General features: G+C 72.4%; 15 protein-coding genes and 1 pseudogene. 5 read left to right on the forward strand and 11 right to left on the reverse strand.

The annotated features are described in order from the left end of the window. Nucleotides 1-245: 245 nt before the first annotated feature. The 7 genes from ACRYM0_RS12565 to ACRYM0_RS12595 form a co-directional block, all read right to left on the reverse strand. Nucleotides 246-683 (reverse strand): Dabb family protein, encoded by a 438-nt coding sequence (locus tag ACRYM0_RS12565; RefSeq protein WP_432505547.1) that lies wholly within the window; start codon nt 681-683, stop codon nt 246-248. A 138-nt stretch (nt 684-821) separates the two neighbouring features. Beyond that, nucleotides 822-3,137 carry an alpha-L-rhamnosidase gene (locus ACRYM0_RS12570; RefSeq protein ID WP_432505549.1) on the reverse strand — a complete coding sequence of 772 codons (2,316 nt, stop codon included), beginning with the start codon at nt 3,135-3,137 and terminating at the stop codon, nt 822-824. Between the two features lie 75 nt (nt 3,138-3,212). Continuing rightward, nucleotides 3,213-5,975, reverse strand: coding sequence for a family 78 glycoside hydrolase catalytic domain (locus ACRYM0_RS12575; protein ID WP_432505551.1), 2,763 nt, complete (start codon nt 5,973-5,975; stop codon nt 3,213-3,215). A gap of 125 nt (nt 5,976-6,100) precedes the next feature. Beyond that, on the reverse strand, nt 6,101-6,940 hold the full coding sequence (locus tag ACRYM0_RS12580; RefSeq protein WP_432505582.1) for a carbohydrate ABC transporter permease: 840 nt from the start codon (nt 6,938-6,940) through the stop codon (nt 6,101-6,103). A 92-nt stretch (nt 6,941-7,032) separates the two neighbouring features. Continuing rightward, entirely contained in the window at nt 7,033-7,956 is a 924-nt protein-coding gene (locus ACRYM0_RS12585; protein ID WP_432505553.1) for a carbohydrate ABC transporter permease, read from the reverse strand. Between the two features lie 67 nt (nt 7,957-8,023). Continuing rightward, nucleotides 8,024-9,343 carry an ABC transporter substrate-binding protein gene (locus ACRYM0_RS12590; RefSeq protein WP_432505555.1) on the reverse strand — a complete coding sequence of 440 codons (1,320 nt, stop codon included), beginning with the start codon at nt 9,341-9,343 and terminating at the stop codon, nt 8,024-8,026. A 344-nt stretch (nt 9,344-9,687) separates the two neighbouring features. Next, nucleotides 9,688-11,052, reverse strand: coding sequence for a LacI family DNA-binding transcriptional regulator (locus ACRYM0_RS12595; protein ID WP_432505557.1), 1,365 nt, complete (start codon nt 11,050-11,052; stop codon nt 9,688-9,690). Nucleotides 11,053-11,618: 566 nt separating this feature from the next. Between ACRYM0_RS12595 and ACRYM0_RS12600 the strand changes: the two genes are divergently transcribed. After that, a complete protein-coding gene (locus ACRYM0_RS12600; protein WP_432505559.1) occupies nt 11,619-13,724 on the forward strand; it encodes a beta-glucosidase in 2,106 nt (701 codons plus the stop codon). Between the two features lie 575 nt (nt 13,725-14,299). Here the strand turns inward: ACRYM0_RS12600 and ACRYM0_RS12605 are convergent. From ACRYM0_RS12605 to ACRYM0_RS12615, 3 genes and pseudogenes are all read right to left on the reverse strand, one after another. After that, nucleotides 14,300-14,647, reverse strand: a pseudogene (locus tag ACRYM0_RS12605) (MFS transporter); the annotation flags it as partial. 153 nt (nt 14,648-14,800) lie between these two features. Continuing rightward, nucleotides 14,801-17,446 carry an alpha-L-rhamnosidase gene (locus ACRYM0_RS12610; RefSeq protein WP_432505561.1) on the reverse strand — a complete coding sequence of 882 codons (2,646 nt, stop codon included), beginning with the start codon at nt 17,444-17,446 and terminating at the stop codon, nt 14,801-14,803. Between the two features lie 55 nt (nt 17,447-17,501). Beyond that, entirely contained in the window at nt 17,502-18,092 is a 591-nt protein-coding gene (locus tag ACRYM0_RS12615; protein WP_432488058.1) for a TetR/AcrR family transcriptional regulator, read from the reverse strand. A 136-nt stretch (nt 18,093-18,228) separates the two neighbouring features. Here ACRYM0_RS12615 and ACRYM0_RS12620 point away from each other — a divergent pair, with 136 nt between their 5' ends. Genes ACRYM0_RS12620 through ACRYM0_RS12630 form a run of 3 tightly spaced genes read left to right on the forward strand, consistent with a single transcriptional unit; the run spans nt 18,229 to nt 21,116 of the window. Next, a complete protein-coding gene (locus ACRYM0_RS12620; RefSeq protein ID WP_432505563.1) occupies nt 18,229-19,551 on the forward strand; it encodes an MFS transporter in 1,323 nt (440 codons plus the stop codon). A 39-nt stretch (nt 19,552-19,590) separates the two neighbouring features. Next, nucleotides 19,591-20,835 (forward strand): family 1 glycosylhydrolase, encoded by a 1,245-nt coding sequence (locus tag ACRYM0_RS12625; protein WP_432505565.1) that lies wholly within the window; start codon nt 19,591-19,593, stop codon nt 20,833-20,835. 50 nt (nt 20,836-20,885) lie between these two features. Continuing rightward, a complete protein-coding gene (locus tag ACRYM0_RS12630) occupies nt 20,886-21,116 on the forward strand; it encodes a hypothetical protein (protein WP_432505567.1) in 231 nt (76 codons plus the stop codon). Nucleotides 21,117-21,188: 72 nt separating this feature from the next. Here the strand turns inward: ACRYM0_RS12630 and ACRYM0_RS12635 are convergent, their stop codons facing one another. Continuing rightward, on the reverse strand, nt 21,189-21,605 hold the full coding sequence (locus ACRYM0_RS12635) for an NUDIX domain-containing protein (protein ID WP_432505569.1): 417 nt from the start codon (nt 21,603-21,605) through the stop codon (nt 21,189-21,191). Between the two features lie 59 nt (nt 21,606-21,664). On the opposite strand from ACRYM0_RS12635, the gene ACRYM0_RS12640 reads away from it, so the two are divergent. After that, entirely contained in the window at nt 21,665-21,970 is a 306-nt protein-coding gene (locus tag ACRYM0_RS12640) for a hypothetical protein (protein ID WP_432505570.1), read from the forward strand. Nucleotides 21,971-21,993: the final 23 nt, after the last annotated feature.

Consider the following 21,993-nt stretch of genomic DNA (forward strand, 5'->3'; position numbering starts at 1 on the left):
TTCGATGAGAGCCTGCAGGGCGCCCTGCAGCAGCCGGCGCATCACCTCGCCGCTGTCAGCGTCGGTGAGTGCCTGCGCGAGGCTGGAGAGGGCAGACTGGTGCTCGAGGGTCATCGTGTGGGTCCTGTTCTACGAGGTGCTTGGCGGCTTCTCGCAGAGCCTCACGCGGTGGCCCTCCCTGCTGCCGGTACGACACACCGGCCACGGCGGGGAAGGCGATCCTCAGTTACACCACTCGCTGGGACTCACCCTCGACCTGGGGACACCACGTCGAAGACCAGAGCACCGCCCTGCGCCGCCAGGAGCGGACCGACGAAGTCCTTGAAGGCCGCGTGCGCTTCATCGCAGTACCGCGGATCGTCCACGAGCGGTGCACCGACGTAGTAGTTGCGATCGCCCTGGGAGGCGAAGGTGACGATGATGCCGTGCTCGTAGCCAGCGCCTGCGCCTTCACCGCTGGCCTGATCACCGGCCTCGATGGAGACGATGTAGGTGTTGCCGTCGCTGCGAGCGGAATGGGCCAGCGAGCGGAAGCGCTGCAGGACCTCCTGCTTCTGCTCGAACGTCACCTCCTGGTGATAGCGGAACAGCACGACGTGGCGCACGAGGCCTGGCCGGTAGTCGCGAGCGGTGAACGTCGGCGCGCCGACGCTGGCGAGTTGTTCGTGCAGCAATTCCGTCATGTGCGCGCTCCATCGGTGTGCGTGTCCGCGGGGTGAGAGCCGCGTAGCGCCCGGAACCGGTGCTCCGGGTACCACGCAGGTGCCACGCGGGCAAAGGTGGTGAGGTGCGAACCCTGTCAGGTGGAGAGGCGGTGGGGGTCAGCGGGCGTGGGTGGTGATGCGGTGGGACCCGCTGCGCAGCTCCTGATCGGACCGCCCGGGCAGGCGCAGCACGGCGCTCGTTCCGGCCGGCACCTCCACCTCGGCGATCAGGCCGGCCTCGCCCTGTTCCCAGCGCACCGCCAGCCGCCCGTGCGGGGTCTCCAGCGAAGCCCTCGCCCAGGCGAGCCCGCCGCCGGGCTGCGGGGCGATCAGCGACCTCGCGTACCCCGGCTCCAGCGGGGAGATGCCCGCGACCGTGCGGTGCATCCAGTCCGCCACCGCGCCCAGGGCGTAGTGGTTGAAGGACGTCATCTGCCCGGGGTTGATGGTGCCGTCGGGCAGCATCGAGTCCCACCGTTCCCAGATGGTGGTGGCCCCCATCGTCACCGGGTACAGCCAGGAGGGGCACTCGCGCTCCAGCAGCAGCCGGTAGGCGGCGTCCAGGTGCCCGGTCGAGCTCAGCGCGCCGGTGACGTACGGGGTGCCGGCGAAACCGGTGGAGACGCGGTAGCCGGCCTTCTCCACCAGCTCGGCCAGCCGGGTGCCCGCCCACTCGCGCCGCTCCCCGTCCAGCAGCCCGAACTCGATGGCCAGGGCGTAGACGGTGGCGCAGTCGCTGAGCACGAAACCCTGCTCGTCGACGTAGTGCTCCAGGAAGGCGGTGCGCACCCGATCGGCGGCGGCCACGAACCGGTCAGCGTCCTCGGCACGGCCCAGGACGTGGGCGGCGTCCGCGACGGTGCGCGCCGAGCGGTAGAGGCAGGCGGTGGCCACCACGCCCTTGTCGGCCTTGGCCGCGGCCGGGTCCTGCGGCGGTGCGTCCGGGTCCAGCCAGTCGCCGAACTGGAAGACGGTGTCCCACAGCCCCTCGGGTGAGAGCAGGGTCAGCACCCGCTCGACGTGCGCGGTCATCGCCGGGTAGTGCTCGGCGAGCACGTCCTGCTCACCGTAGGCCTGCCACAGCGCCCACGGCAGCCAGACCGCGACGTCGGACCAGATGGCGGTGCTGTCGGGGTCGGGGAAGTCCTCGATGGGGAGCAGGTGCTTGAGCACGTCGGGGATGACGAAGCCGACGAGCCCGTCGCGTGAACGCTGCTCGGCGGCCAGGTCGCGCATCCAGTCGCGCAGGAAGTCCTGCACGTCGAACAGGTAGGCGGCGGTCGGGGCGAAGACGGCCAGATCGCCCGTCCAGCCCAGGCGCTCGTCGCGCTGGGGGCAGTCGGTGGGCACGTCCAGGAAGTTGCCCCTGGTGCTCCACACCACGTTGCGGTGCAGCTGGTTGAGCGTCTCATCGCTGCACTCGAACTCCCCGGTGCGGCGCAGCTGTGAGTGCACCACCACGGCCTCGAGCGCGCCCGCGAGGTCGGCGGGCACAGTGGTGCCGTCATCGCCGGGCCAGCCGTCGACCTGCGCGTAGCGGAACCCGTGGAAGGTGAAGGTGGGCTCGAAGGAGTCCTCACCGCCGGAGAGGGTGAACCGGTCGGTGGCCTGCGCGGTGCGCAGCGGCCGGGTGCCCAGCTCACCGTGCTCGAGCACCTCCGCGTGCCGGATCGTGATGGTCGAACCGGCCTCGCCGCGCACGGTGAAGCGCACCCAGCCGACGAGGTTCTGCCCGAAGTCGACCAGCAGGCGACCAGCGGGCGAGCGGAACACCTGCAGCGGTGCGCGCACCTCTTGGCGGCGCACCGGCGGGCCGATGTGCTCGGTCAGCAGCGCGGTGTCGAAGTCGAGCGCGTGGACCTCTCCCCAGCTCTCGTGGGAGGAGCCGGTGCGCGCCCAGTCGAGGTCCAGGCGGCGGGCATCGATGCTCTGCCCGTCGTAGAGGTCGTTCGCGGTGACCGCCGAGGCGTGCGACTCCCACGAGGTGTCAGTGACGATGAGCTGGATGTGCCCGTCGGCGAAGGTCACCTCCAGCTGGGCGAAGCCGGCGAGCTGATCGCCGTAGTACGCGCGTCCGCCGGTCCACCCGAGGCGTCCGCGGAACCAGCCGTTGCCCAGGGCCAGGCCCAGCACGTGCTCATCGCCACCCGCCGCGCCGCCCTCGCCTGCCGCTCCGGGTGCGCGCAGTGCCTCGGTGACGTCGTGGCTGCGGTAGCGCAGGCGCCACTCGTAGCTGCTCCACCCCGGGCTCAAGACGTCCTCGCCGACGCGCCGGCCATCCAGCCACGGCTCGACGACGCCGAGGGCACTGACGTGCAGGACGGCGCGCTCCACCTCGCCGTGGCCGGTGTCGAGGGTGAAACGGCGCCGCAGCAGCGGGGCGCCGTCGTGGTCGGCGTCGGCGGCGATCATCGTGGCGTGCCAGGTCGGCATCGGTCCTCCGTGGGGGTGTAGCTCGGTGGTCAGGCTGGTGGTCGGACTGGTGGCCGGCAGCGGTTCGGGTTCCGGTCAGGCGGGCTGCAGCGCGCTGGCGTCACCGGCGCAGGTCGCGGTGGCGGTGTCGTTGGCGGGGGCAGCGGTGACCTCGAAGCGGTGCCGGCCGGCGCCGACCTCGGTGATCGGCCGGTTCGGCAGGTCGATGCTCGCGCTGACGCCCAGCGGGACGTCGACGACGACGACGAGGCGCTCACCGGCTCGGCGCCAGCTCACCGCCGCCGTCCCGTACGGCGTCTCGTGGCGCGCAGCGGCGGAGTCGAGAGCTGCACCGGGACGCGGGCGCACCAGCAGACGCCGGTAGCCCGGTGCGGCCGACGCCAGCCCGGCGACGGTGCGGTGCATCCAGTCGGCGATCGAACCCAGCGCGTAGTGGTTGAAGCTGGTCATGTGCCCGGGGTTGACGGTGCCGTCGGGCAGCATCGAGTCCCACCGCTCCCACGTCGTGGTGGCGCCCATCGCCACCTGGTACAGCCAGGACGGGCAGCCCGTCTCGGTCAGCAGCGCGTGGGCGGTGGCGTCGTGACCGGTGAGGGTGAGCGCGTCGGTGACGAGGTTGACCCCGGCGAACCCGGTGGCCACCCGGTGACCGTCACCGGCGACCAGTTCCGCGAGGCGACGACCGGCTGCTGCGCGCAGGTCCCGCGGCAGCAGGTCGAAGACGATCGCCAGGGCGTACGCGGTCTGCGCGTCGCTGCTCAGGCGGCCGTCGGCGGTGACGTGCTCGGCCACGAACGCCTCGCGCACCTGCCGCGCCAGTCGCCCGTAGCGGGCGGCGTCCTCCTGCTCACCCAGCACCTGCGCGGTGCGGGCCAGGGTGCGGGCGGAGTGGGCGAAGTAGGCGGTGGCCACCAGGTACTTGTCCGTGCGGGCGGCGGCCGGCTCTTCCGGGGGTGCGGCCGGATCCAGCCAGTCCCCCAGCTGCAGCCCGGTGTTCCACAGCCGGGACGGCCCGGCCAGGCGCTCGACCAGGTCTACCCACGCCTTGGCGCTGGCGTACTGCCGGCGCAGGAGACCGGTGTCGCCGTAGCGTTCGTGCAGCACGTGCGGCAGCAGCACGGCGACGTCGCCCCACACCGCACCCGGCTGCGGCGGGTCCCAGAACTGCGCGGGGATCATCGGCACGTACCAGGGCACCGTGCCGTCCTCGAGTTGCTCGGCGGCGACGTCGCCCAGCCAGCTGGCCAGGAACCCCGAGCAGTCGTACAGGAAGGCGGCGGTGGGGCCGAAGACCTGGATGTCGCCGGTCCAGCCGAGGCGCTCGTCGCGCTGCGGGCAGTCGGTGGGGATGTCCACGAAGTTGCTGCGCATGCTCCACACGACGTTCTCGTGCAGCCGGTTCAGCCGCTCGTCCGAGCAGGAGAACCAGCCGGTGCGCGCCATGTCGGAGTGGTGCACGCGGGCCACGACGTCGCCCTCACCGAGGCGGCCGGGCCAGCCGGTGACCTCCGCGTAGCGGAAGCCGTGCATCGTGAAGCGAGGTTCCCACACCTCCGGCTCCCCGTCTGGACCACCGCCGGCGAGGACGTAGGTGTCCGTGGCGGCGGCGGACTGCAGCGGGCGGGTGTACAACTCCCCGTCCTGCAGGACCTCCGCGTGGCGCAACCGCACCCGCTGCCCGGCCTGCCCGCGCACCCGGATGCGCAGCCGGCCGGTGAGGTTCTGCCCGAAGTCCAGGATCGTGGCACCCGAGGGGCTGGTGAGCACCGCGACGGGCAGCACCTCCTGCGTGCAGCGCACCGGCGGGCCGTCGGCGGCGACCAGGGTGGCGGGGTCGCGCTCGTAGCGGCGCACCCCGGCCCAGCCGGAGTCGTCGAAGCCGGCGGTGGAGAAATCGGACAGTTCCAGGCGGGCGTCGTGGTGCTCGCCGTCGTACAGGCTGCTGGCGCTGATCGGGCCGTGCGCGGCGCGCCAGGCGTGATCGTCCTCCCCCGCTCCCGCGCCGGTGGCCACCACGACGCGGCGCCCGTCGGTCAGGTCCACCTCGAGCTGCGCGATCAGCGCGGTGCGCTGCCCGTACAGGTTGCGGTTGCCGCCGTGGGTGCCGTAGCGGCCGCGGTACCAGCCGTCGGCCAACCAGGCCCCGAGCGCGTTCTCGCCCTGGCGCAGCAGGGCGGTGACGTCGTGGGTGCGGTAGCGCAGCCGGTGCGCGTAGCTGGTCCAGCCCGGGGCGAGGACTTCGTCGCCGACGCGCTGGCCGTTCAGCTCGACCTCGTGCAGCCCGTGCGCGCTGACGTGCAGCCGGGCCCGCGCGACCGGTCCGGGCAGGGAGAACCGCCGGCGCAGCAGCGCGGGGCGGTGGTCTTCGCCGGGGTCCTCATCCCAGTCGGGGCCGACGGGTGCAGCCACCCAGTCCGACGGGTCCAGCAGTCCCGCCTCCAGCACGAGGGGGGCGCTGAAGGCCGTGGGGTTGTCCTGGTCGGTACCCCAGGTGCGCACCTGCACCCGCACGCGTTGCCGAGAGCCGAGCGCGGCAGCTGGCCAGGGCACCAGGACGCTGTCACCGGACGCGATGCGTCCACTGGACCACGTCGGCGCTCGGCCGCTGCGGTCGGCGGCGGGCACGGTGGTGATGAGGACCTCGTAGCCGCTCTGGTGCCAGCTCGCGGGTGTCGCGCCGGTGGGCCTCGTGATCCAGGACAGCCGTGGCCGGGCGGTGCCCAGGCCGAGGTGTGGATCGCCGTGCTCGGCGCGCAGGTCGGTGACGACGACGTCGGTGCGGACGTCGGTGCGGACGTCGGTGCGGACGTCGGTGCGGACGTCGGTGCGGAGGGGCATGGGGTTCCGTTCGCGGCAGCAGGGGCACCGGGCGATCAGCTCGGCAGGTCACGAGCTGATCGCCCGGGGAGCGGTGGCCGGTCGGCCGGTGAGGCGCTGGACGGTCCTCGCGCAGCGGCGGGCGTTCAGCCCTTGACGGCGCCGGAGGTCATGCCGGCGACGATCTGGCGGTTGAAGAACAGGTACAGCACCAGCGGCGGGATCGTGATCAGCAGGATGTCCATGAACAGCAGGTTGTAGCTAGACAGGGACTGGCTCTGGAAGTTGAACAGGGTCAGCTGCACCGTGGCCCCCGCGTCACCTGGCAGGAAGTACAGCGGGGTCTGGAAGTCGTTGAACACCGCCACCGACTGCACCAGCACCACGGTGACCAGCACCGGGCGCAGCAACGGCAGGATCACCCGGAAGAACAACCGCAGCGGCCCGGCACCGTCCAGCACCGCCGCCTCGTCCAGCTCACGCGGAATCGTGGAGATGAACGCCCGGAACAGCAGGATGGTGAACGACAACCCGAAAGCGACCTCCACCAGGATCAATCCCGGCATCGTGCCGAACAGCCCCATGCGCTGCAGCACCCAAATCGTCGGTACCACCGCCGGCGGCATGATCAGCCCGGCCAGAACCAAGAAGTTGATGACTCCGTTCCAGCGGGTGGCCCGTCGCTGCAGCACGAAGGCGACCATCGAGCCGAGCACCACCATGAGCGTGACGCTGGCCACCGTCAGCACGAGGGAGTTGATGAACGCGACGATCAGGATGTAGTCACGCGTCTGGACGACGTCCACCAGGTTCTGCCAGCCCTGAAGCTGCCGCGGCAGCGCGAAGCGGAACTCGCTGGCCTGCTGCGCGTCCATGACGGCCGTCAAGACGATGAACACGAACGGCACGATGAAGACGACGACGCTGACGAGGATCGCCAGGCCACCGACGCCGTAGCGGTACAGCGCCGAGCGCGCGCCACCCACGCGCCCACCACCGGCGGCGGCGGATGCAGCGGGCTCGGAGGCATCGCCTCCCGATCGAGGGTTCACCGGGCCGGCGGGGCTGATCGTGGAGCTCACAGCTCGACCTCCTTGCGGGCCAGGAACCGCGTCAGCGGCACCACCAGAGCGGTCACCGCGAGGAACAGGATGACGTTGCCGGCGGTCGACAGGCCGTAGAACCCGGCCTGGTACTGCTTGTAGATCACCGAGGCGATCACGTCGGAGGTGAAGCCCGGCCCACCGCGCGTCATCGCCCAGATCAGGTCGAAGGAGCGCAGGCCCCCGATCAGCGACAGGGTGATGACGGTGGAGGTCGCAGGCCACGACAGCGGGAAGATGACGTTGCGGAACAGCGTCCACGACCCGGCGCCGTCGACCTTGGCCGCCTCGTAGTACTCCTTGGGGATGGACACGATCCCGGCCATGTAGATCAGCGTGGCCAGCCCTACGCCCTTCCAGACGTCCACCAGCGCCACCGACAGCAGCGCGATCGAGGGATCGACCAGCCAGCCGGGCCCGTCGATGCCGAACACTCCCAGCGCGGAGTTGATCGCCCCGCGCGAGGGGTGCATCAGCACCTGGAACGTGATCCCCACCCCGACGGAGGAGACCAGCACGGGGAAGAAGACCACCGCGCGCAGGTACCCGCGCCCGACGATCTGGCTGGTCAGCAGCATCCCCAAGCCCAAGCCGAGCACGACCTTCGCCCCGGAGGTGATCACCGCGTACACGAAGGTGTTGGTGAAGCCCTTCACCAGCGCCGGCTCGGAGAAGAACTGCACGAAGTTCGCCAGCCCGATGAACTCGCTGTCGAAGATCGTCCACCGCGTCAGCGCGAAGTAGAACGACGCGAACGTCGGCAGCAGGAACAGCACCCCGTACACCACCGCGGCGGGCAGGTAGAACCACCCGGGGTAGGGGCTGTGCCGCTTGCCTCTGCCTCGGCGAGCAGGGCCGTCGGGGGTGGTGTCTGACGAGGCGGGAGCTGTCGTAGCCACCTGCCTCACTCCTTCGCGCCCGGCGAGCGCCGGTCCCCACCCGCCAGCACGTGACCGGCGGCGGCGCTCACCAGCCCTCCAGGCCCAGCTGCTGCGCCTGCTTCTCGACGTCCTGGTCGTACAGCGCGGCGCCGTCTTGCGCCGAGCGGATGCCGGAGCCGACCTCGACCAGGATCTGCTCCAGCGCCGGGCCCTTGATGGGCGAGAGGTACTCCAGTGCCGGGGACTGCTGGTCGGTGTCGAAGTACGCCTGCACGTCCTTGGTGATCTGCGGGACGTCGTCGGGCAGCTCGCAGCCCTCCACGAGGTAGGGCCCGGTGGGCACGCTTTCCTCGGACTGGATGTCGCAGGCAGCCGGGGTGACCAGGTACTCGAGGAACTGCTTGGCCGCCTCGAGCTTGTCGCCCGTGGTGCTCTTGGGCACGTACACCCCGCCGGGGAACCAGGCGGTCAGGCCGTTGGTGGCCGCGTCGTCGCCGGGCAGGGCGAAGAAGCCGATGTCGTCGATCTGCTCGGGCGCGACGCTGAGGATGGTGGCGACGTTGGTCGACAGCAGCGGGTACTGCGCACCTTCACCGGCGGCGAGCATGCGGATGCCGTCCTCGACCCTGGCCGAGGCGAAGTCCTCGTTCATCAAGGCCTTGTCGTGGATTTCTTGCGTGTGCTCGAAGCCCTTGATGGCCGCCGGATCGGTGGCGTACTTCGCCTCGCCGGCGGTGTACTCCTCGGCGAAGGAGGGGTTGGCGGCGGCCACGTTGTGGAAGTCGCCCAGCACCAGCAGCTGCGAGGTCCACGTTTCGGCGTAGGTCTGCACGACCGGGGCGATGCCGGCGGCCTTGATCTTCTCGCTGTTGGCGATGAACTCCGCCCACGTCGTGGGCACCTGCAGGCCCAGCTGGTCGTAGACCGCACGGTTGTACAGCACTCCCCCGCCGAAGGCGGTGCCTAGCGGCACGCCGTACACGTCGCTGCCGGCGCTGACCTGGGGCTCGAAGCTGTCGTCGACCTCGTCCAGGAAGGCTTCGCCGGTCAGCGGCGTCAGCGAGGTCTGCGGGGCCAGCTGCTGGAAGAGCGATCCGCTGTTGTAGGCGAAGACGTCGGCCATGCTGTTCGTCTGCAGGCGCGTCTTGACGAGGTTGTCACCCTCGGCGCCCTGGGGGCGGGCCTCCACCTCGACCGTGACCTCGGACTGCGAGGCGTTGAAGTCCTCGGCCAGGGCTTCGGCGGTGGCGATGGTCTGGGGGGCGTTGTCCACCAGGAAGGTGATCGACGTGCCTTCACCGTCACTGGAGGAACCCAGGCTGCCGGCGCTGCAGGCGGACAGGACCAGCGGGGCCAGGGTCAGAGCGGCCAGGCCGGTCAGGGTGCGGGAAGAGCGAGGTGCCACGGGAAGTCTCCTCGTCGAGACGGGCGTCAGGGGGGCGAGCAGATTGAGTGAGACGCTTCATTTGCCGATGCCCTTAAAGTAGGTGGCGCTCCGGTGCTCGTCAAGGCCGGCACCCACCGCACGTGCCGGGCCCTCCGCAGCCCCCTCCCCGAGCCCCCTGGCAGCCCTCTCCGCGGCCCGGTCCGAGATCACTTCTGCGGCCCCGTCCGAGATCACCTCCGAGCTGCCCGCGACGGGTCGACCCCGGCGAAGGGATCAGCGGACCCTCAGGGACGGGGACCCGCGCGGTCGGTGGGTGGCGGGCCCCGCGCCAGCGGCCGGGCACCACGCCGAGACCGCGGGGGTCAGTGTTCGCTGAGCGCCCCGTCAACCGATCCTTGCCCGTCTGGACCGGCCAGCTGCCGGGTCAACTGCCGGGTCAGCGGCCGGGCCGGCGGCCGTGGTGCGCTGGCGGGCACCCGTCCTCGGCGGCCGGTGCTGCTCTCGCGCTCCAGCAGGGCCGGTCGCACGACGATCGTGCGGTGCGTGTGCCGCCGCCCCTCCGCGACCTCCGCGGCCAGCAAGCGCACGGCGGCCGCGCCCATCTGCTCGCCCTCCAGGCGCACCGTGGTCAGCGGGATCTGCCCGCCCCAGGCGCGCGCGTCGTAGTCGCAGCCCATGACGGCGATCTGCCCGGGCACCGAGATCCCCGCCGCCTGCAGCCGCTGGACGATGCAGGCGCCCAGCAGGTCGGTCACGGCCACGACGGCGTCGGGACGCTGGCGCGCCGGCATCGCCAGGATCCGCTCGACGGCGATGCCGGCGTGCACGTCCTCGACGGTCGAGCCCTCGGCCTCCGGTCGCGCCGGGGCGTGCTCGCTCGCCTCGGTGTCGATCTCGACCTCGGTGTCGATCTCGACCTCGGTGTCGATCTCGACCAGGCTGACGCCGCGACCTGCTTCGCGCACGGCCCGCTGCACCCCCAACTGGCGCTGGTGCACCGGTTGCAGGTCGTTGAGCTCACTGACCCAGGCCAGGCGCCGGCGCCCGAGGGAGATCATGTGCTGGGCGGCGAGGTAGCCCACCTGCTCGTTGTCGACCAGCACCGTGCAGCAGTCCCGGCGCCCGGTGTCGTAGTTGAGCACCACGACCGGCGTGCCATGCCGGCGCAGCCGTTGGACACCGGCGTCCGGATCGCTCAGCGGGGCCAGCAGGACACCACGCACGCGGGCGCTCTCGAACAGCTCCAGGTGCGCGTCCTGCTGGGTGTCGTCGCGGTCGCTGTTGCTGACCAGCAGGCTCATGCGCTCGGCGGCGGCCTCGCGCTGGGCGCCACGGGCGATGTCGACGAACAAGGTGTTGCGCAGGTCGACGACCACCAGCCCGATGATGCGGCTGTCGCCACCGGCCAGGGAGCGGGCGTTGGCGTTCGGGGTGAAACCCAGGTGCTCGATCGCGGCGCGCACCTTCTCGATGGTGGCCGGGCGCACCTGCTCGGGATGGTTCAGGACGTTGGAGACGGTGCCCACCGACACCCCCGCCAGGGCAGCCACCTCGACCATGCTGGGGTTGGTTCGCGGCGGGCGCGCCGGTGCGTCGCGGGTGAAGCCGAGCTGCTCGACGGCGGCGCGGACCTTCTCGATGGTGGCCTCGCGCACCCGCTCCGGGTGGTTCAAGACGTTCGAGACGGTGCCCACCGACACCCCGGCCAGGGCAGCCACCTCGACCATGCTCGGAGCGCCACCGCGCGCTCGCGCAACTTTTCCGGAAGTCACCGACCGATCCTATCGGCGCCGACGCACCAGCAGCTGCGCTTGCACCAGCAGCCTCGCCGGCTGCCCTGGCGATGGCAACCTCGCCAGCTACGGGGGCGCCAACAGCGTCGGCAGCTGCACTGGCGCCAACAGTGTCGGCAGCGCGTGTAGCCACCGCGCCACGGGCCGGTGGCCGCCGGCACGCAGGTTCCCGGACCGGCGTCCGCACTCGGCGGTGCGCGCTGACGCGGACCGTTGACGCACAGGTGGGGCACAACTACAGTCGGCCCGCGCTTGAAACGCTCCATTAATGTTCTCGACGGAGAGGACGTCCTGTGCGCTCTACCACTGCTCCCGATCGGCCGGTTCCTGGCCGCTCCCCCGATCGTCGGCGTTCCCCCCGCCGTCGCCTGGCCATCGCCGTCACGTCGCTGGCCGTGCTGGCACCCCTGTCCATCACCGCTCCCCTCGCCGCCTCGTCCTCCGCCGCACCCGCCGGCGCCAGTGCGAGTGCGCGCGCCCAGTGCCGCGACGTGCCGTGGATGGATCGCAGCTCGAGCCCCGAGGAGCGCGCTTCCGCGCTGCTGGCGGCCAGTTCCCAGCACCAGAAGTACCGCTGGCTGGTCGAGCAGCCGGCCAACAGCCCGCAGCAGACCGACTTCCAGGGGGTGCGCTACCCGGCTCAGCTGCCGTGCACCCCCACCGTCGTGTACACCGACGGACCTGAAGGCGTGCGCAACGTCACCGGCGTCACCGCCTTCCCCGCCGCCATCGCCGCCGCTTCCACCTGGGACGAGCAACTGGTCTACGACAAGCACGTCGCCCAGGCCGACGAGGCGTTCGGCAAGGGCAAGAACGTCATCCTCGCTCCCGGTCTGGCGGGCGGGCGAACTCCGCTGTCCGGTCGCACTCCCGAGTACCTCGGCGAGGACCCGGTCCTGTCCGGGCGGCTGGGCGCGGCGGGTGTGCGCGGCATCGAGGCGGAAGGCCGCGTGCTGGCGGACCTGAAGCACTATGTCGCCAACGAGCAGGAACTGGACCGCGAGGAGAGCTCCTCGAACGTCGATGAGCGCACCTTGCGGCAGATCTACGACCTGCCCTTCGAGATCGCCGTGCGCCGCGGTGACCCCGAAAGCGTCATGTGCTCCTTCAACCAGGTCAACGGTGTGTACGCCTGTGAAGACGAGCGGCTGAACACCGTCTTGAAGGACGACTTCGGCATGCGCGGCTACGTCATGTCCGACTTCGGCTCCGTGCACTCCACGGCCGCGTCCTTGATGAACGGCCTGGACCAGGAGCTGAACCGCCCCGTGTGGTTCACCCCCTACCTGCTCGACGAAGCGCTGACCAGGGGCGAGATCACGCAGGCACGCATCGACGAGGCCGCGCACCGGGTGGTGACCGCCTACATCCGCGGCGGGTTGTTCGACAACCCGCTGCCGACCAAGCCGCGCGCCGACGTCTCCCCCCGCGAGCACACCCAGATCGCCCGGCGCACGGCTGAGGAGGGAAGCGTGCTGCTGGCCAACGACGGTGCGCTGCCCTTGAACCCCGAGCGCGGGCAGAAGATCGCCGTCATCGGAGCGACCGCCTCGAGCCAGGAGACGGACGGGGTCAGCGCCGCAGACGCCTGCGGCATGCCCCTGCCGGAGAGGTTCGGCGGTTCGTCCACCATGGCGTGCGAGAACCTGGTGGCCGCCGACACCGCCATCCGCGACCGCGCGCGGCGCGAAGGCGCCTCGGTGACGTTCGACGACGGCTCGGACCTGTCGGCGGCCTCGGTGGCCGCTGCGGACGCCGACGTGGTGGTGGTCTTCGGGCACCAGCGCGCCGGCGAGTTCGCCGACATCGAGGACCTGCGCCTGGACCACGGCGGGGACGCGCTGATCGAGGCCGTGGCCGCGGTCAACCCGAACACCGTGGTCGTGCTGCAAACCGGCAGCGCCGTGGAGATGCCCTGGCTGCAGGATGTGCGAGCGGTACTGGAGACCTGGTACGGCGGTGAGCAGCAGGGGCCGGCGATCGCCTCGCTGCTCTTCGGTGACGTCAACCCCTCGGGCAAGCTGCCGATGACGTTCCCGAAGGCGCTGGCCGACACCCCGACGAGCACTCCCGAGCAGTACCCGGGCGTCTTCGCCGACGGCTCCACCGAGCGTCCCGAGGGGTCGACGGAGATCCGGCAGGTGGAGTACTCCGAGGGTCTGCAGGTCGGGCACCGCTGGTACGAGGCGCAGGGCATCGAGCCGCTGTTCAGCTTCGGGCACGGGCTGTCCTACACCTCCTTCGAGTACGGCGACCTGCAGGTCCTCCCCGCAGCCTCGGGCGCGCAGGACGGGCTGACGCTGCGCTTCGCGCTGCGCAACTCCGGTGAGGTCGACGGCACCGAGGTCGCCCAGGCCTACCTGGCGCTGCCCGACGCCGCCGGCGAGCCGTTCCGGCGCCTGATCGGCTGGCAGCGCGTCGCCCTGGACGCCGGGCAGGAGGAGGTCGTCGAAATCCACCTCAGCGCAGCCGACCTGGCGGACATGCACCTGCTGCAGCACTGGGACGTGCGCACCGGCGAGTGGAACACCACGCCGGGTACGTACCGCGTGGACGTGGGCGGCTCGCTGCAGACCGCGACCTCGGCGGACTTCCAGATCCGTTGAGGCCGCACCAGCGCGAGCACTGATGAGCCAGGCCGGGGTGGTGACCGATGCCACCCCGGCCCCAGCATCCGCCCGCCTCGCCGCCCCGGCACTTCCCCGACGAGGACGGTGCCGTGCACGGCAGTGCGGACAGCCCTCCGCAGGGGCAGCCCTCCGCGGGGACAGCCCTCCGCGGGCACGATGAGCTCGAGCGTCAGCTCAGGTGCCGGCTCGAGCGGCGGTTCGACCTCCAGGGTTGAACCGCCGCGGCCGCCGCGGCCCGGTGATGCGGACCGGTGCTGGGGCACGCCCGTGCTCAGCGCGTACAACGCGTACGCGATCGCCGCGGCCTGCCACAGGTGGCGGGCCGCGGCGGCCAGGCCCGGGGCACCCACCCACCGGCCTCGGCGTAGGCGTCCACGCTGCCTTGCAGGACCTGCTGGCCCGTGGCGCCGTACTGCGCGGCCAGCTCCCGGGCGCGGTCGTCCACGCGGGCGGTGCTTCAATCCAGCACCCCGGTTCTCGCCCCAGCCTCACCCAGCAGCACGTGCGCGAAGCAGATCGCCCCGTGCGTCATCACCGCAAGGGTCTACTGGCAGCAGCAGGCTGCCGAGCACGGCGGCGGTGACGACCAGCACCCCGCCCAGCACGGCGATGAGCGCGCCGGTGCTCAGCGAGGTGCGCCGCCCCCGGGCCTGCGCGAGCCGGGCCAGCGGCACCGCGAGCAGGACCGCGCCCAGGGTGGCCGTGGTGGCGGCCATCCCGGACCAGGCCGGGGAGCCGGAGACCTCGGTGATGAGCAGCGCGCCCAGGCTGAGGGTGGCGCCGGCACCCAGCCCGCCCAGGACCTGACCGGCGGCCAGGACGCGCACGACGCGCCGTTGCAGGTCGCGGCGCTCCGGGGCGCTGCTCCCGGGGCTGCCCGGGGTGGTGTTCACGGACACGTGCGGCCTCTGATCGTCTCAGCGCGGGCGGGGGGCGGCGGGGCTCTGCGGGAGTGCGCCGCTCCTGGGACTCAGGAGCTCAGGGTTTCCCCGTCCTCAGTGACGAGCACCCGCTCACCGGTGCGCGCCGGCACCAGCGGTGGGTCGCGGGACCTACGACCCGGCGAAGGCGGCGGGGGCCTCGGCGGCGACGCCCTCGCGCACCGTGCAGGTGAAGCGGTGCACCCCCGCGGCGACGGTGACCGGGTCCGACCCGTCCGGCAGGTGCACGTCCGCCTGCGTCGAGGGCGGCACCACGACCTCCAGGGTGAACGCCTCCCCGTCGAGCGTCCACGACACCGCGGCCCGCCCGTACGGGGTCTCGTGCGCGGTGCGCGCCCAGGTGAGCGCCGGGTGCGGCAGCGGTGCGACCCGCAGGCGACGGTAACCCGGTGCCGCGGGTGCCAGGCCGCCGACGCGGCGGTGCAGGAAGTCCGCGACGGCGCCGAACGCGTAGTGGTTGAACGACGTCATGCTGCCGGGGTTGATGGAGCCGTCCGGGAGCATGGAGTTCCAGCGTTCCCAGATCGTCGTGGCGCCCATCGTCACCGCGTACAGCCACGAGGGGCACTCGGTCTGCAGGAGCAGGCGCCACGCGGTGGCGCCGTAACCGGTGTCGGCGAGGGCGTCGCACACCAGGGGGGTGCCGAGGAAACCGGAACCCACGTGGTACCCGTCGACGGCCACCTGCTCGGCGAGCAGTTCACCGGCGCGCTCGCGCTGCGCCGGTTCCAGCAGGCCGAAGGCCAGGCCGAGGGCGTAGGCGGTCTGGGAGGGGAACGCCGCCCGGCCGCTGGGGGTGACGTACTCGGTGCGGAAGCGCTGCGCGACGCGCTCGGCGAGCGCCCCGTACCGCTGCTGCGCCTCGTCCTCACCCAGCACGCGAGCGGTGTCGCGCACGATCTGCGCGGAGCGGGCCAGGTAGGCGGTGGCGACGGCCTGCCACGGCAGGCGGGCCGCCCACGGCTGGTCGTCGGGGGCGGCCGCGTCGAGCCAGTCGCCGAAGGAGAACCCACCGCTGGCGAAGTCCAGCTCACCGCCGGCGCGGGCGGCGAACGCGTCCACCCACGCGGTCATGGAAGCCCACTGCCGGCGCAGAAGGCCCGCGTCGCCGGAGCGTTCGTACAGCGTCCACGGCACCACGGTGGCGGCGTCTCCCCAGCCGGCTTCGGCGCCCAGCGGCGGCAGGTTCGGGTCGACGTCGGCCCACGGCACGTAGACGGGGACGTTGCCGTCGGGGTGCTGGTCGGCCGCCAGGTCCGCGAGCCAGCCGGTGAGCATGCCGGTGGTGTCGTGCAGGTAGGCCGCGGTCGGGGCGAACACCTGCAGGTCGCCGGTCCAGCCGAGGCGCTCGTCGCGCTGCGGGCAGTCCGTGGGCACGTCGACGAAGTTGCCGCGCATGCTCCACAAGACGTTCTCGTGCAAGCGGTTCAGCAGCGGGTCAGAGCACTCGAACTCCCCCAGGCGGCGCAGGTCGGTGTGCACGACGACGGCTTCCAGGTCCTCCACCGTGAGGTCGCCCGGCCAGCCGTCGACCTCGGCGTACCGGAAACCGTGGAGGGTGAACTCCGGTTCCCAGGTGAACTCCCGGCCGTCCAGGACGACCTCGTCGGTCGCCCGCGCGGCCCGCAGCGGGCGCACGCCGAGCTCCCCGTGCTCGAGCACCTCGGCGTGGCGCAGGGTGATGACGTGCCCGGGTCCCCCGGCCGGCACGCGCAGGCGCAGGCGTCCCACGAGGTTCTGGCCGAAGTCGACGATCGTGCGCCCCGACGGCGAGGTGGTGATCCCCACCGCTCGCAGGCTCTCCTGCCGGCGCACGGGCGGGCCGTCGGGGGCGACGAGGGTGGCGGTGTCGAAGGGTTCGACCGTCACGGCGTCCCAGCCGGTGTCGTCGAAACCGGGCGAGCTCCAGCCCTCCGGGCGGCGGCGGGCATCGAAGGTCTCACCCGTGTACAGGTCGGCGCGCGTGACGGGGCCGAGGGTCGAGCGCCAGGAGGCGTCGGTGCCCACCACGGTGCGGGTGCCGTCGGCGTGCTCGACTTCGAGCTGGACCAGGGCCGCGGTGCGGTCGCCGTAGACGTCGCGCAGGCCGGCGAAGCCGAGGTAGCCGCGCCACCAGCCGTCGGCGAGGTGCGCGCCGAGGGCGTTGCGGCCTTCACGCACGAGGTCCGTGACGTCCCAGGTGCGGTACCGCAGGCGGGTGGCGTAGCTGGTCCACCCCGGGTGCAGCACGTCCTCCCCCACCGGCGCGCCGTTCAGGTGCAGCGTCATCACGCCGTGGGCGGTGGCGCGCAGGCGGGCGCGCACCACGCCGCCGCGGACGTCGGCCTCGCCGCGCAGCAGGACCGCGGGCTCGCCGCCCTCGCCCGTCGGCGGCAGCGCCGGGGCGACCATCCGCGAGCTCCAGAGGCCCGCGTCCAGCAGCCCGGTCTCCAGCACGGTGGGCGCGCTCCACGCCGAGGGCCCCTGCGCCGGTCCCCACACGCGCACGCGCACCGAGCGGCGCTCGCGGCTGCCCAGCGGTGCGGCGGGCCAGGGCACGAGCACCTGCTCGGCGCTGTCGACGCGGCCGGTGCGCAGCGGCTCGCCCGGGTGGTCGGGGTCGCTCACCTCGATCTCGTGGGCGTGCTGCACCCAGCCGGGCTCGTCGGTGTCGACGACCCAGGACAGGCGCGGGCTCTCCTGCCCGATGCCGAGGGGTTCGCGGTGGTGCTCGACGGTGACGGGCCGGACGGTGACGGGTCGGGCAGTGGTGCTCACGGTGCTCCTGGGGCCGGTGCGGGTCCCGCCGGCGACGGCGCCGGGGCGGGGACCTCTAGAGGGGGGTGCGGAGGAAGCTGTTGAGGTGACGGCGGATGCCGTCGGCCATGTCGACGTCGAACCCGTTGAGCCACAACAGCTCCAGGCCCTCCGTCATGGCGATCGAGCTCAGCGCGGCGCGGCGGGGGTCGACGTCGTCGACGAGGCCGCCCGCGGCGTCCTCCTCGGCGAAGGCGGTGGTGACCGCGTCGGCGATGCGCTCGAACCGCTTGGCGAAGTACTCGCGGGCGGGGTGGTCGGGGTCGGTCGCCTCCGCCGACAGGACGGTGTAGAGCTGCACGACACCGCGCTGGCCGGCCTGGATCCGGGAGATCTCGACGAGCCCGGCCAGGAAGTCGCGGCCGCAGCGACCGGCCAGCAGGTGCTCGGCCCGCACGTCGCGCTGCTCGAGCACCGCCCGCAGCAGCGCCATCTTCCCGCCGGAGAAGTGGTGCAGGACACCCGTCTGGGTCATCCCGACGGCGCGGGCGATCTCGTTGACGGACGTGCCGGTGTAGCCGCTGCGGGCGAAGACCGAGAAGGCGGCGTCGAGGATCTGCTGACGGCGCTCCGCGCTCTTGCGGTACTCGCCGCGGGGTCCGGCCATACCCGCACGCTAGCAGCCCACAGCCCAAAACATTGACCCTTTCAGGTTTTGGCTTTACCGTCCTCCCATCCCCGCTCCGGGGAGGTCAACGTCGACACCGGCCGCCGCGAGGCGGCCCCATCAGGCGAGGAAGCCCATGGACCCGTCCTCCGACTCCGCCACCGCGGCGCCGCGCGCCTTCGACGCGGCACCGCTCAGCACGTCGCCCCTGCTCACGCCGCCCTCGGGGGGCACCGCCCCCACCGCCCCGCTGCCGCGCGGGTTCGTCCCGCTCCTGGTGCTCGCCGCGGTCGGCGCGGGCGCGGCCCAGATGTCCGCAGCCCTGCTGACCCTGACCCTGAAGGCCACCGCGCTCGACGCCGCCGGAGCGGCGACGATCATCTCCCTGTCCAGCGGCATCGCCGGGATCCTCACCCTCTTCGCCCTGCCGACGATCGGGACGCTCAGCGACCGCTCGCGCTCACGCTTCGGCCGCCGTCGGCCCTACCTCGTCTCCGGAGCGGCGTCCTTCGCCCTGGGCGGCACGCTGCTGGTCACCGCACCGAACGTGCCGCTGTTCGTGGCGGCGCACCTGCTCATCACGCTCGGGTTCATCGCGGCCGGCGTGACGACGACGGCACTGCTCGCCGACCGGCTGCCGGCCGATCGGCGGGGGCCGGCCGCCGCGTTCCTCAGCCTGGCCACCCCGATGGGCGCCCTGCTCGGCATGGCCGTGGCGCAGCCGTTCGGCGGGGACCTGGCCCCCATCGTCGCGGTCCCGACCGCATTGGCCGTCGTCGCGATGCTCCTGCTGGCCGCCGTCCTGCGCGAGCAGCCGTCGACCCGACCCCGCACGCCGCTGCACCTGCGTGAGGTCATCGGGATCTTCTGGGTCAACCCGCTGCGCTTCCCCGACTTCGCGCTCGTCTTCAGCAGCCGCCTGCTCGTCTTCTGCGGCGTGGCCGCCCTCAACGGCTTCCAGGCGCTCTACCTGCTGCAGCACCTGCACCTCGAGCCGGCGCAGCTCGGCGGGGCGATCCTGCTGACGGTCGTGGTGAACTGCGGACTCTCCCTGCTCGTCGCCCCGGCCGTCGGCAAGCTCAGCGACCGCCTGGACGTCCGCCGTCCGTTCATCCTCGTGGCGGCTCTCGTCCTGGCCGCCGGCCTCGTCGTGGCCACCCGCGCCACGAGCCTGCCGTCGTACCTCGTCGCGTGCGCCGTCATCGCCCTCGGCCAGGGCGTCTACTTCGCCGTGGAACTGGCCCTGGCCACCCGGGTGCTGCCCGACCCGCAGAACCCGGCCAAGGACCTGGCCCTGATCAAGGTGGCCGACAACCTGCCGGTCACCCTCGTCGCCGCCGCGGCCCCCGCGCTGCTCGCGATCGGTGGCGGTGGCAACTACGCCGCCCTGTTCTCGGCCGGCGCCCTGTGCGCAGTCGTCGGCGGTGTGCTGATCATGTTCATCCGCGGCGCCCGCTGACCGGCTCACCACCAGAAACCCCACCGAGGAGAGCACGACATGACCCACCCGTTCCCCGACGACTTCCTGTGGGGCGTGGCCACCGCCGGGCACCAGGGTGAGGGCGACAACGTCCACAGCGACACCTGGTTCCTGGAGAACACCGTCCCCACGCTCTTCGCCGAGCCCAGCGGCCCGGCCTGCCGCACCCTGCAGCAGTGGCCGGCGGACCTCGACCTCGTGGCGGGCATGGGCTTGAACGCCTACCGCTTCTCGGTGGAGTGGGCGCGGGTGGAATCGGTGCGCGGCGAGGTGGACGGCTCCGCGCTGGACCACTACGAGCGCCTGGTCGACGGCTGCCTCGAACGCGGCCTGGCACCCGTGGTCACCTTCAACCACTTCACGGCCCCGCACTGGTTCTCCGCCGCGGGCTCCTGGCTGGCCGACGACGCCGCGGACCGGTTCGCTGCGCAGTGCGAGCGCGTCACGGCCCGCCTGGGCGACCGGATCACCTCCGCCGTCACCCTGAACGAGCCGAACCTGGAGCAGTTGCTGCAGGCCGGCGGCAAGCTGCCCCCGCAGGCCGAGCAGCTCAAGCGCGACATGCTCGCCGCCGCCGCCCGTGCCGCGGGCACGGAGCGGTACTTCGCCGCCAACGTCATCCCCTCCGACGCGCAGGACGCGTTCCAGGAGGCGACGACCCGCGCCCACCGGACGGCGCGCGCGGCCGTCAAGGCCCTGCGCCCGGACCTGCCCGTCGGCGTCTCGATCGCCATCGCCGACGAGGTCGCGCTCCCCGGCGGGGAGGCGCACCGCGACGCCAGGCGCGCCGCCGTGTACGACCACTGGCTGCGGGTGGCGCGCGAGGACGACTTCATCGGCGTGCAGAACTACGAGCGCGTGGTGCACGGCCCCGACGGCGAGGTGCTGCCCGACGGGCCCCGCAACGGCATGGGAACCGTCATCGAACCCGCGTCGCTGGCCGGGGCCGTGCGCTACGCGCACCGGGTGTCCGGCGTCCCCGTGCTCGTCACGGAGCACGGCCTCCAGACCGACGACGACGCCCAGCGCGCCGCCTTCATCCCCGCCGCCCTGGAGCACCTCGGCGCGGAACTCGCCGCGGGCACGCCCGTGCTCGGGTACTGCCACTGGACGCTGCTGGACAACTTCGAGTGGATCTTCGGATACGGGCCGAAGCTCGGTCTGGTCGCGGTGGACCGGACGACGTTCGCGCGCACGCCCAAGCCCAGTGCGGCCGCGTACGCCGACGCGGTCCGCGCCCACCGTCCCGTCGCCGTCGGCTGAGGCCGGCACGAGCCGCTCGCGGCGCCCGGGCGGTGGTGAAGCAGGCCGGGATGCGGTCCTCGAAGTCCGCCGCGGCGGCCAGCACCCACACCACCGCGCTCAGCGAGCGCCGGACCGGGCGCAGCATCACCTGGGAGGGCACGGCCTTGACCGCGGCGTGCACCGCCTTGGCCCAGCGCACCGCCGAGGGCACCATGTCGCGCGCCTCGGTGGGCAGCAGCCGCACGCCCAACTCCTGGTGGATCACCGCCAGGTCATCGGTAGGCGAGCGCAGCGGCTGAAGCTCTTCCGCTGCCTGATGCGGGCGGCTGCCTCCCGCCGACAGGCAGCGGCATGGTCGTCACCGCAGCGGATCAACCGTCGCGCCTGCTCAGCACGCCCTGCAGCACCTGCCGGTGCTCCGGGTGCGCCCAGCGCAGTTCCTCCAGCTCACCGGCGCTGAACCACGAGATGCGCTCGTGCTCTTCCACGAGCCTGTTGCGGGGTTGTCCCCGCCACGACCTGACCCGCCAGGTGCTCAAGTGCAGGTGCTCACTGGGCGCGCCGGCGGTGAGGTGCAGGTGGTGGATCGGCTCCTCGTCGCGCTCGAGGACGTCGATGCCTAGCTCCTCGTGCAGCTCCCGGTAAAGGGCTTCGGTCTCCAGCTCGCCGAGCTCGACGTGCCCGCCGGGCAGGGCCCAGGTGCCGGGATGAACGCGGCGCTGCGCGCTGCGCAAGGTCAGCAGCACCCGACCTTCTGCGATGAGGGCTCCAGCGACCACGACGTGCACCCGCTGAGCGAAGCAGCAGGCCCCGACACCACCTGCCCGGCGGCGCTCGCCAGCACTCCGTGCGCGTCCCGCAGCGCGGCCGGGGCCGCGAAGCCGGCCGCCAGCAAGTGACCGCCTGGCTGCGCGCGGCCGCCCGCGGCCAGCGCGCAGGACGCAGGAACGTGCGCTTCACCGTGCACCTGAAGGACGGCCGGGCCGTGACGGTCGGCGACAAGGGCGGCTACGCCGTCTCCGCAGCCCTGGCACGCTCACGCGCCGAAGGTCAGGACCCCTTCGCCTGGCTGAACGGGGAGATCCAGGCACGCTACGCGGACTTCTACCCCAGCGACCGCGACATCGTCGGCGTCGACCTGACGATCTACTGAACGACCCAACACACCGAGACGAG

This window comes from Kineococcus arenarius subsp. arenarius, assembly GCF_050871845.1.
In the GTDB taxonomy this organism is placed as follows: domain Bacteria; phylum Actinomycetota; class Actinomycetes; order Actinomycetales; family Kineococcaceae; genus Kineococcus.

Excerpts from the sequence above, each read along its gene's own strand:
- ACRYM0_RS12600 (WP_432505559.1), top strand. The coding sequence starts at position 11,619 with ATGGATCGCAGCTCGAGCCCCGAGGAGCGCGCTTCCGCGCTGCTGGCG.
- ACRYM0_RS12630 (WP_432505567.1), top strand. The coding sequence starts at position 20,886 with ATGCGGTCCTCGAAGTCCGCCGCGGCGGCCAGCACCCACACCACCGCG.
- ACRYM0_RS12575 (WP_432505551.1), bottom strand. The coding sequence starts at position 5,975 with ATGCCCCTCCGCACCGACGTCCGCACCGACGTCCGCACCGACGTCCGC.
- ACRYM0_RS12565 (WP_432505547.1), bottom strand. The coding sequence starts at position 683 with ATGACGGAATTGCTGCACGAACAACTCGCCAGCGTCGGCGCGCCGACG.
- ACRYM0_RS12595 (WP_432505557.1), bottom strand. The coding sequence starts at position 11,052 with ATGGTCGAGGTGGCTGCCCTGGCCGGGGTGTCGGTGGGCACCGTCTCG.
- ACRYM0_RS12625 (WP_432505565.1), top strand. The coding sequence starts at position 19,591 with ATGACCCACCCGTTCCCCGACGACTTCCTGTGGGGCGTGGCCACCGCC.
- ACRYM0_RS12570 (WP_432505549.1), bottom strand. The coding sequence starts at position 3,137 with ATGCCGACCTGGCACGCCACGATGATCGCCGCCGACGCCGACCACGAC.
- ACRYM0_RS12615 (WP_432488058.1), bottom strand. The coding sequence starts at position 18,092 with ATGGCCGGACCCCGCGGCGAGTACCGCAAGAGCGCGGAGCGCCGTCAG.
- ACRYM0_RS12620 (WP_432505563.1), top strand. The coding sequence starts at position 18,229 with ATGGACCCGTCCTCCGACTCCGCCACCGCGGCGCCGCGCGCCTTCGAC.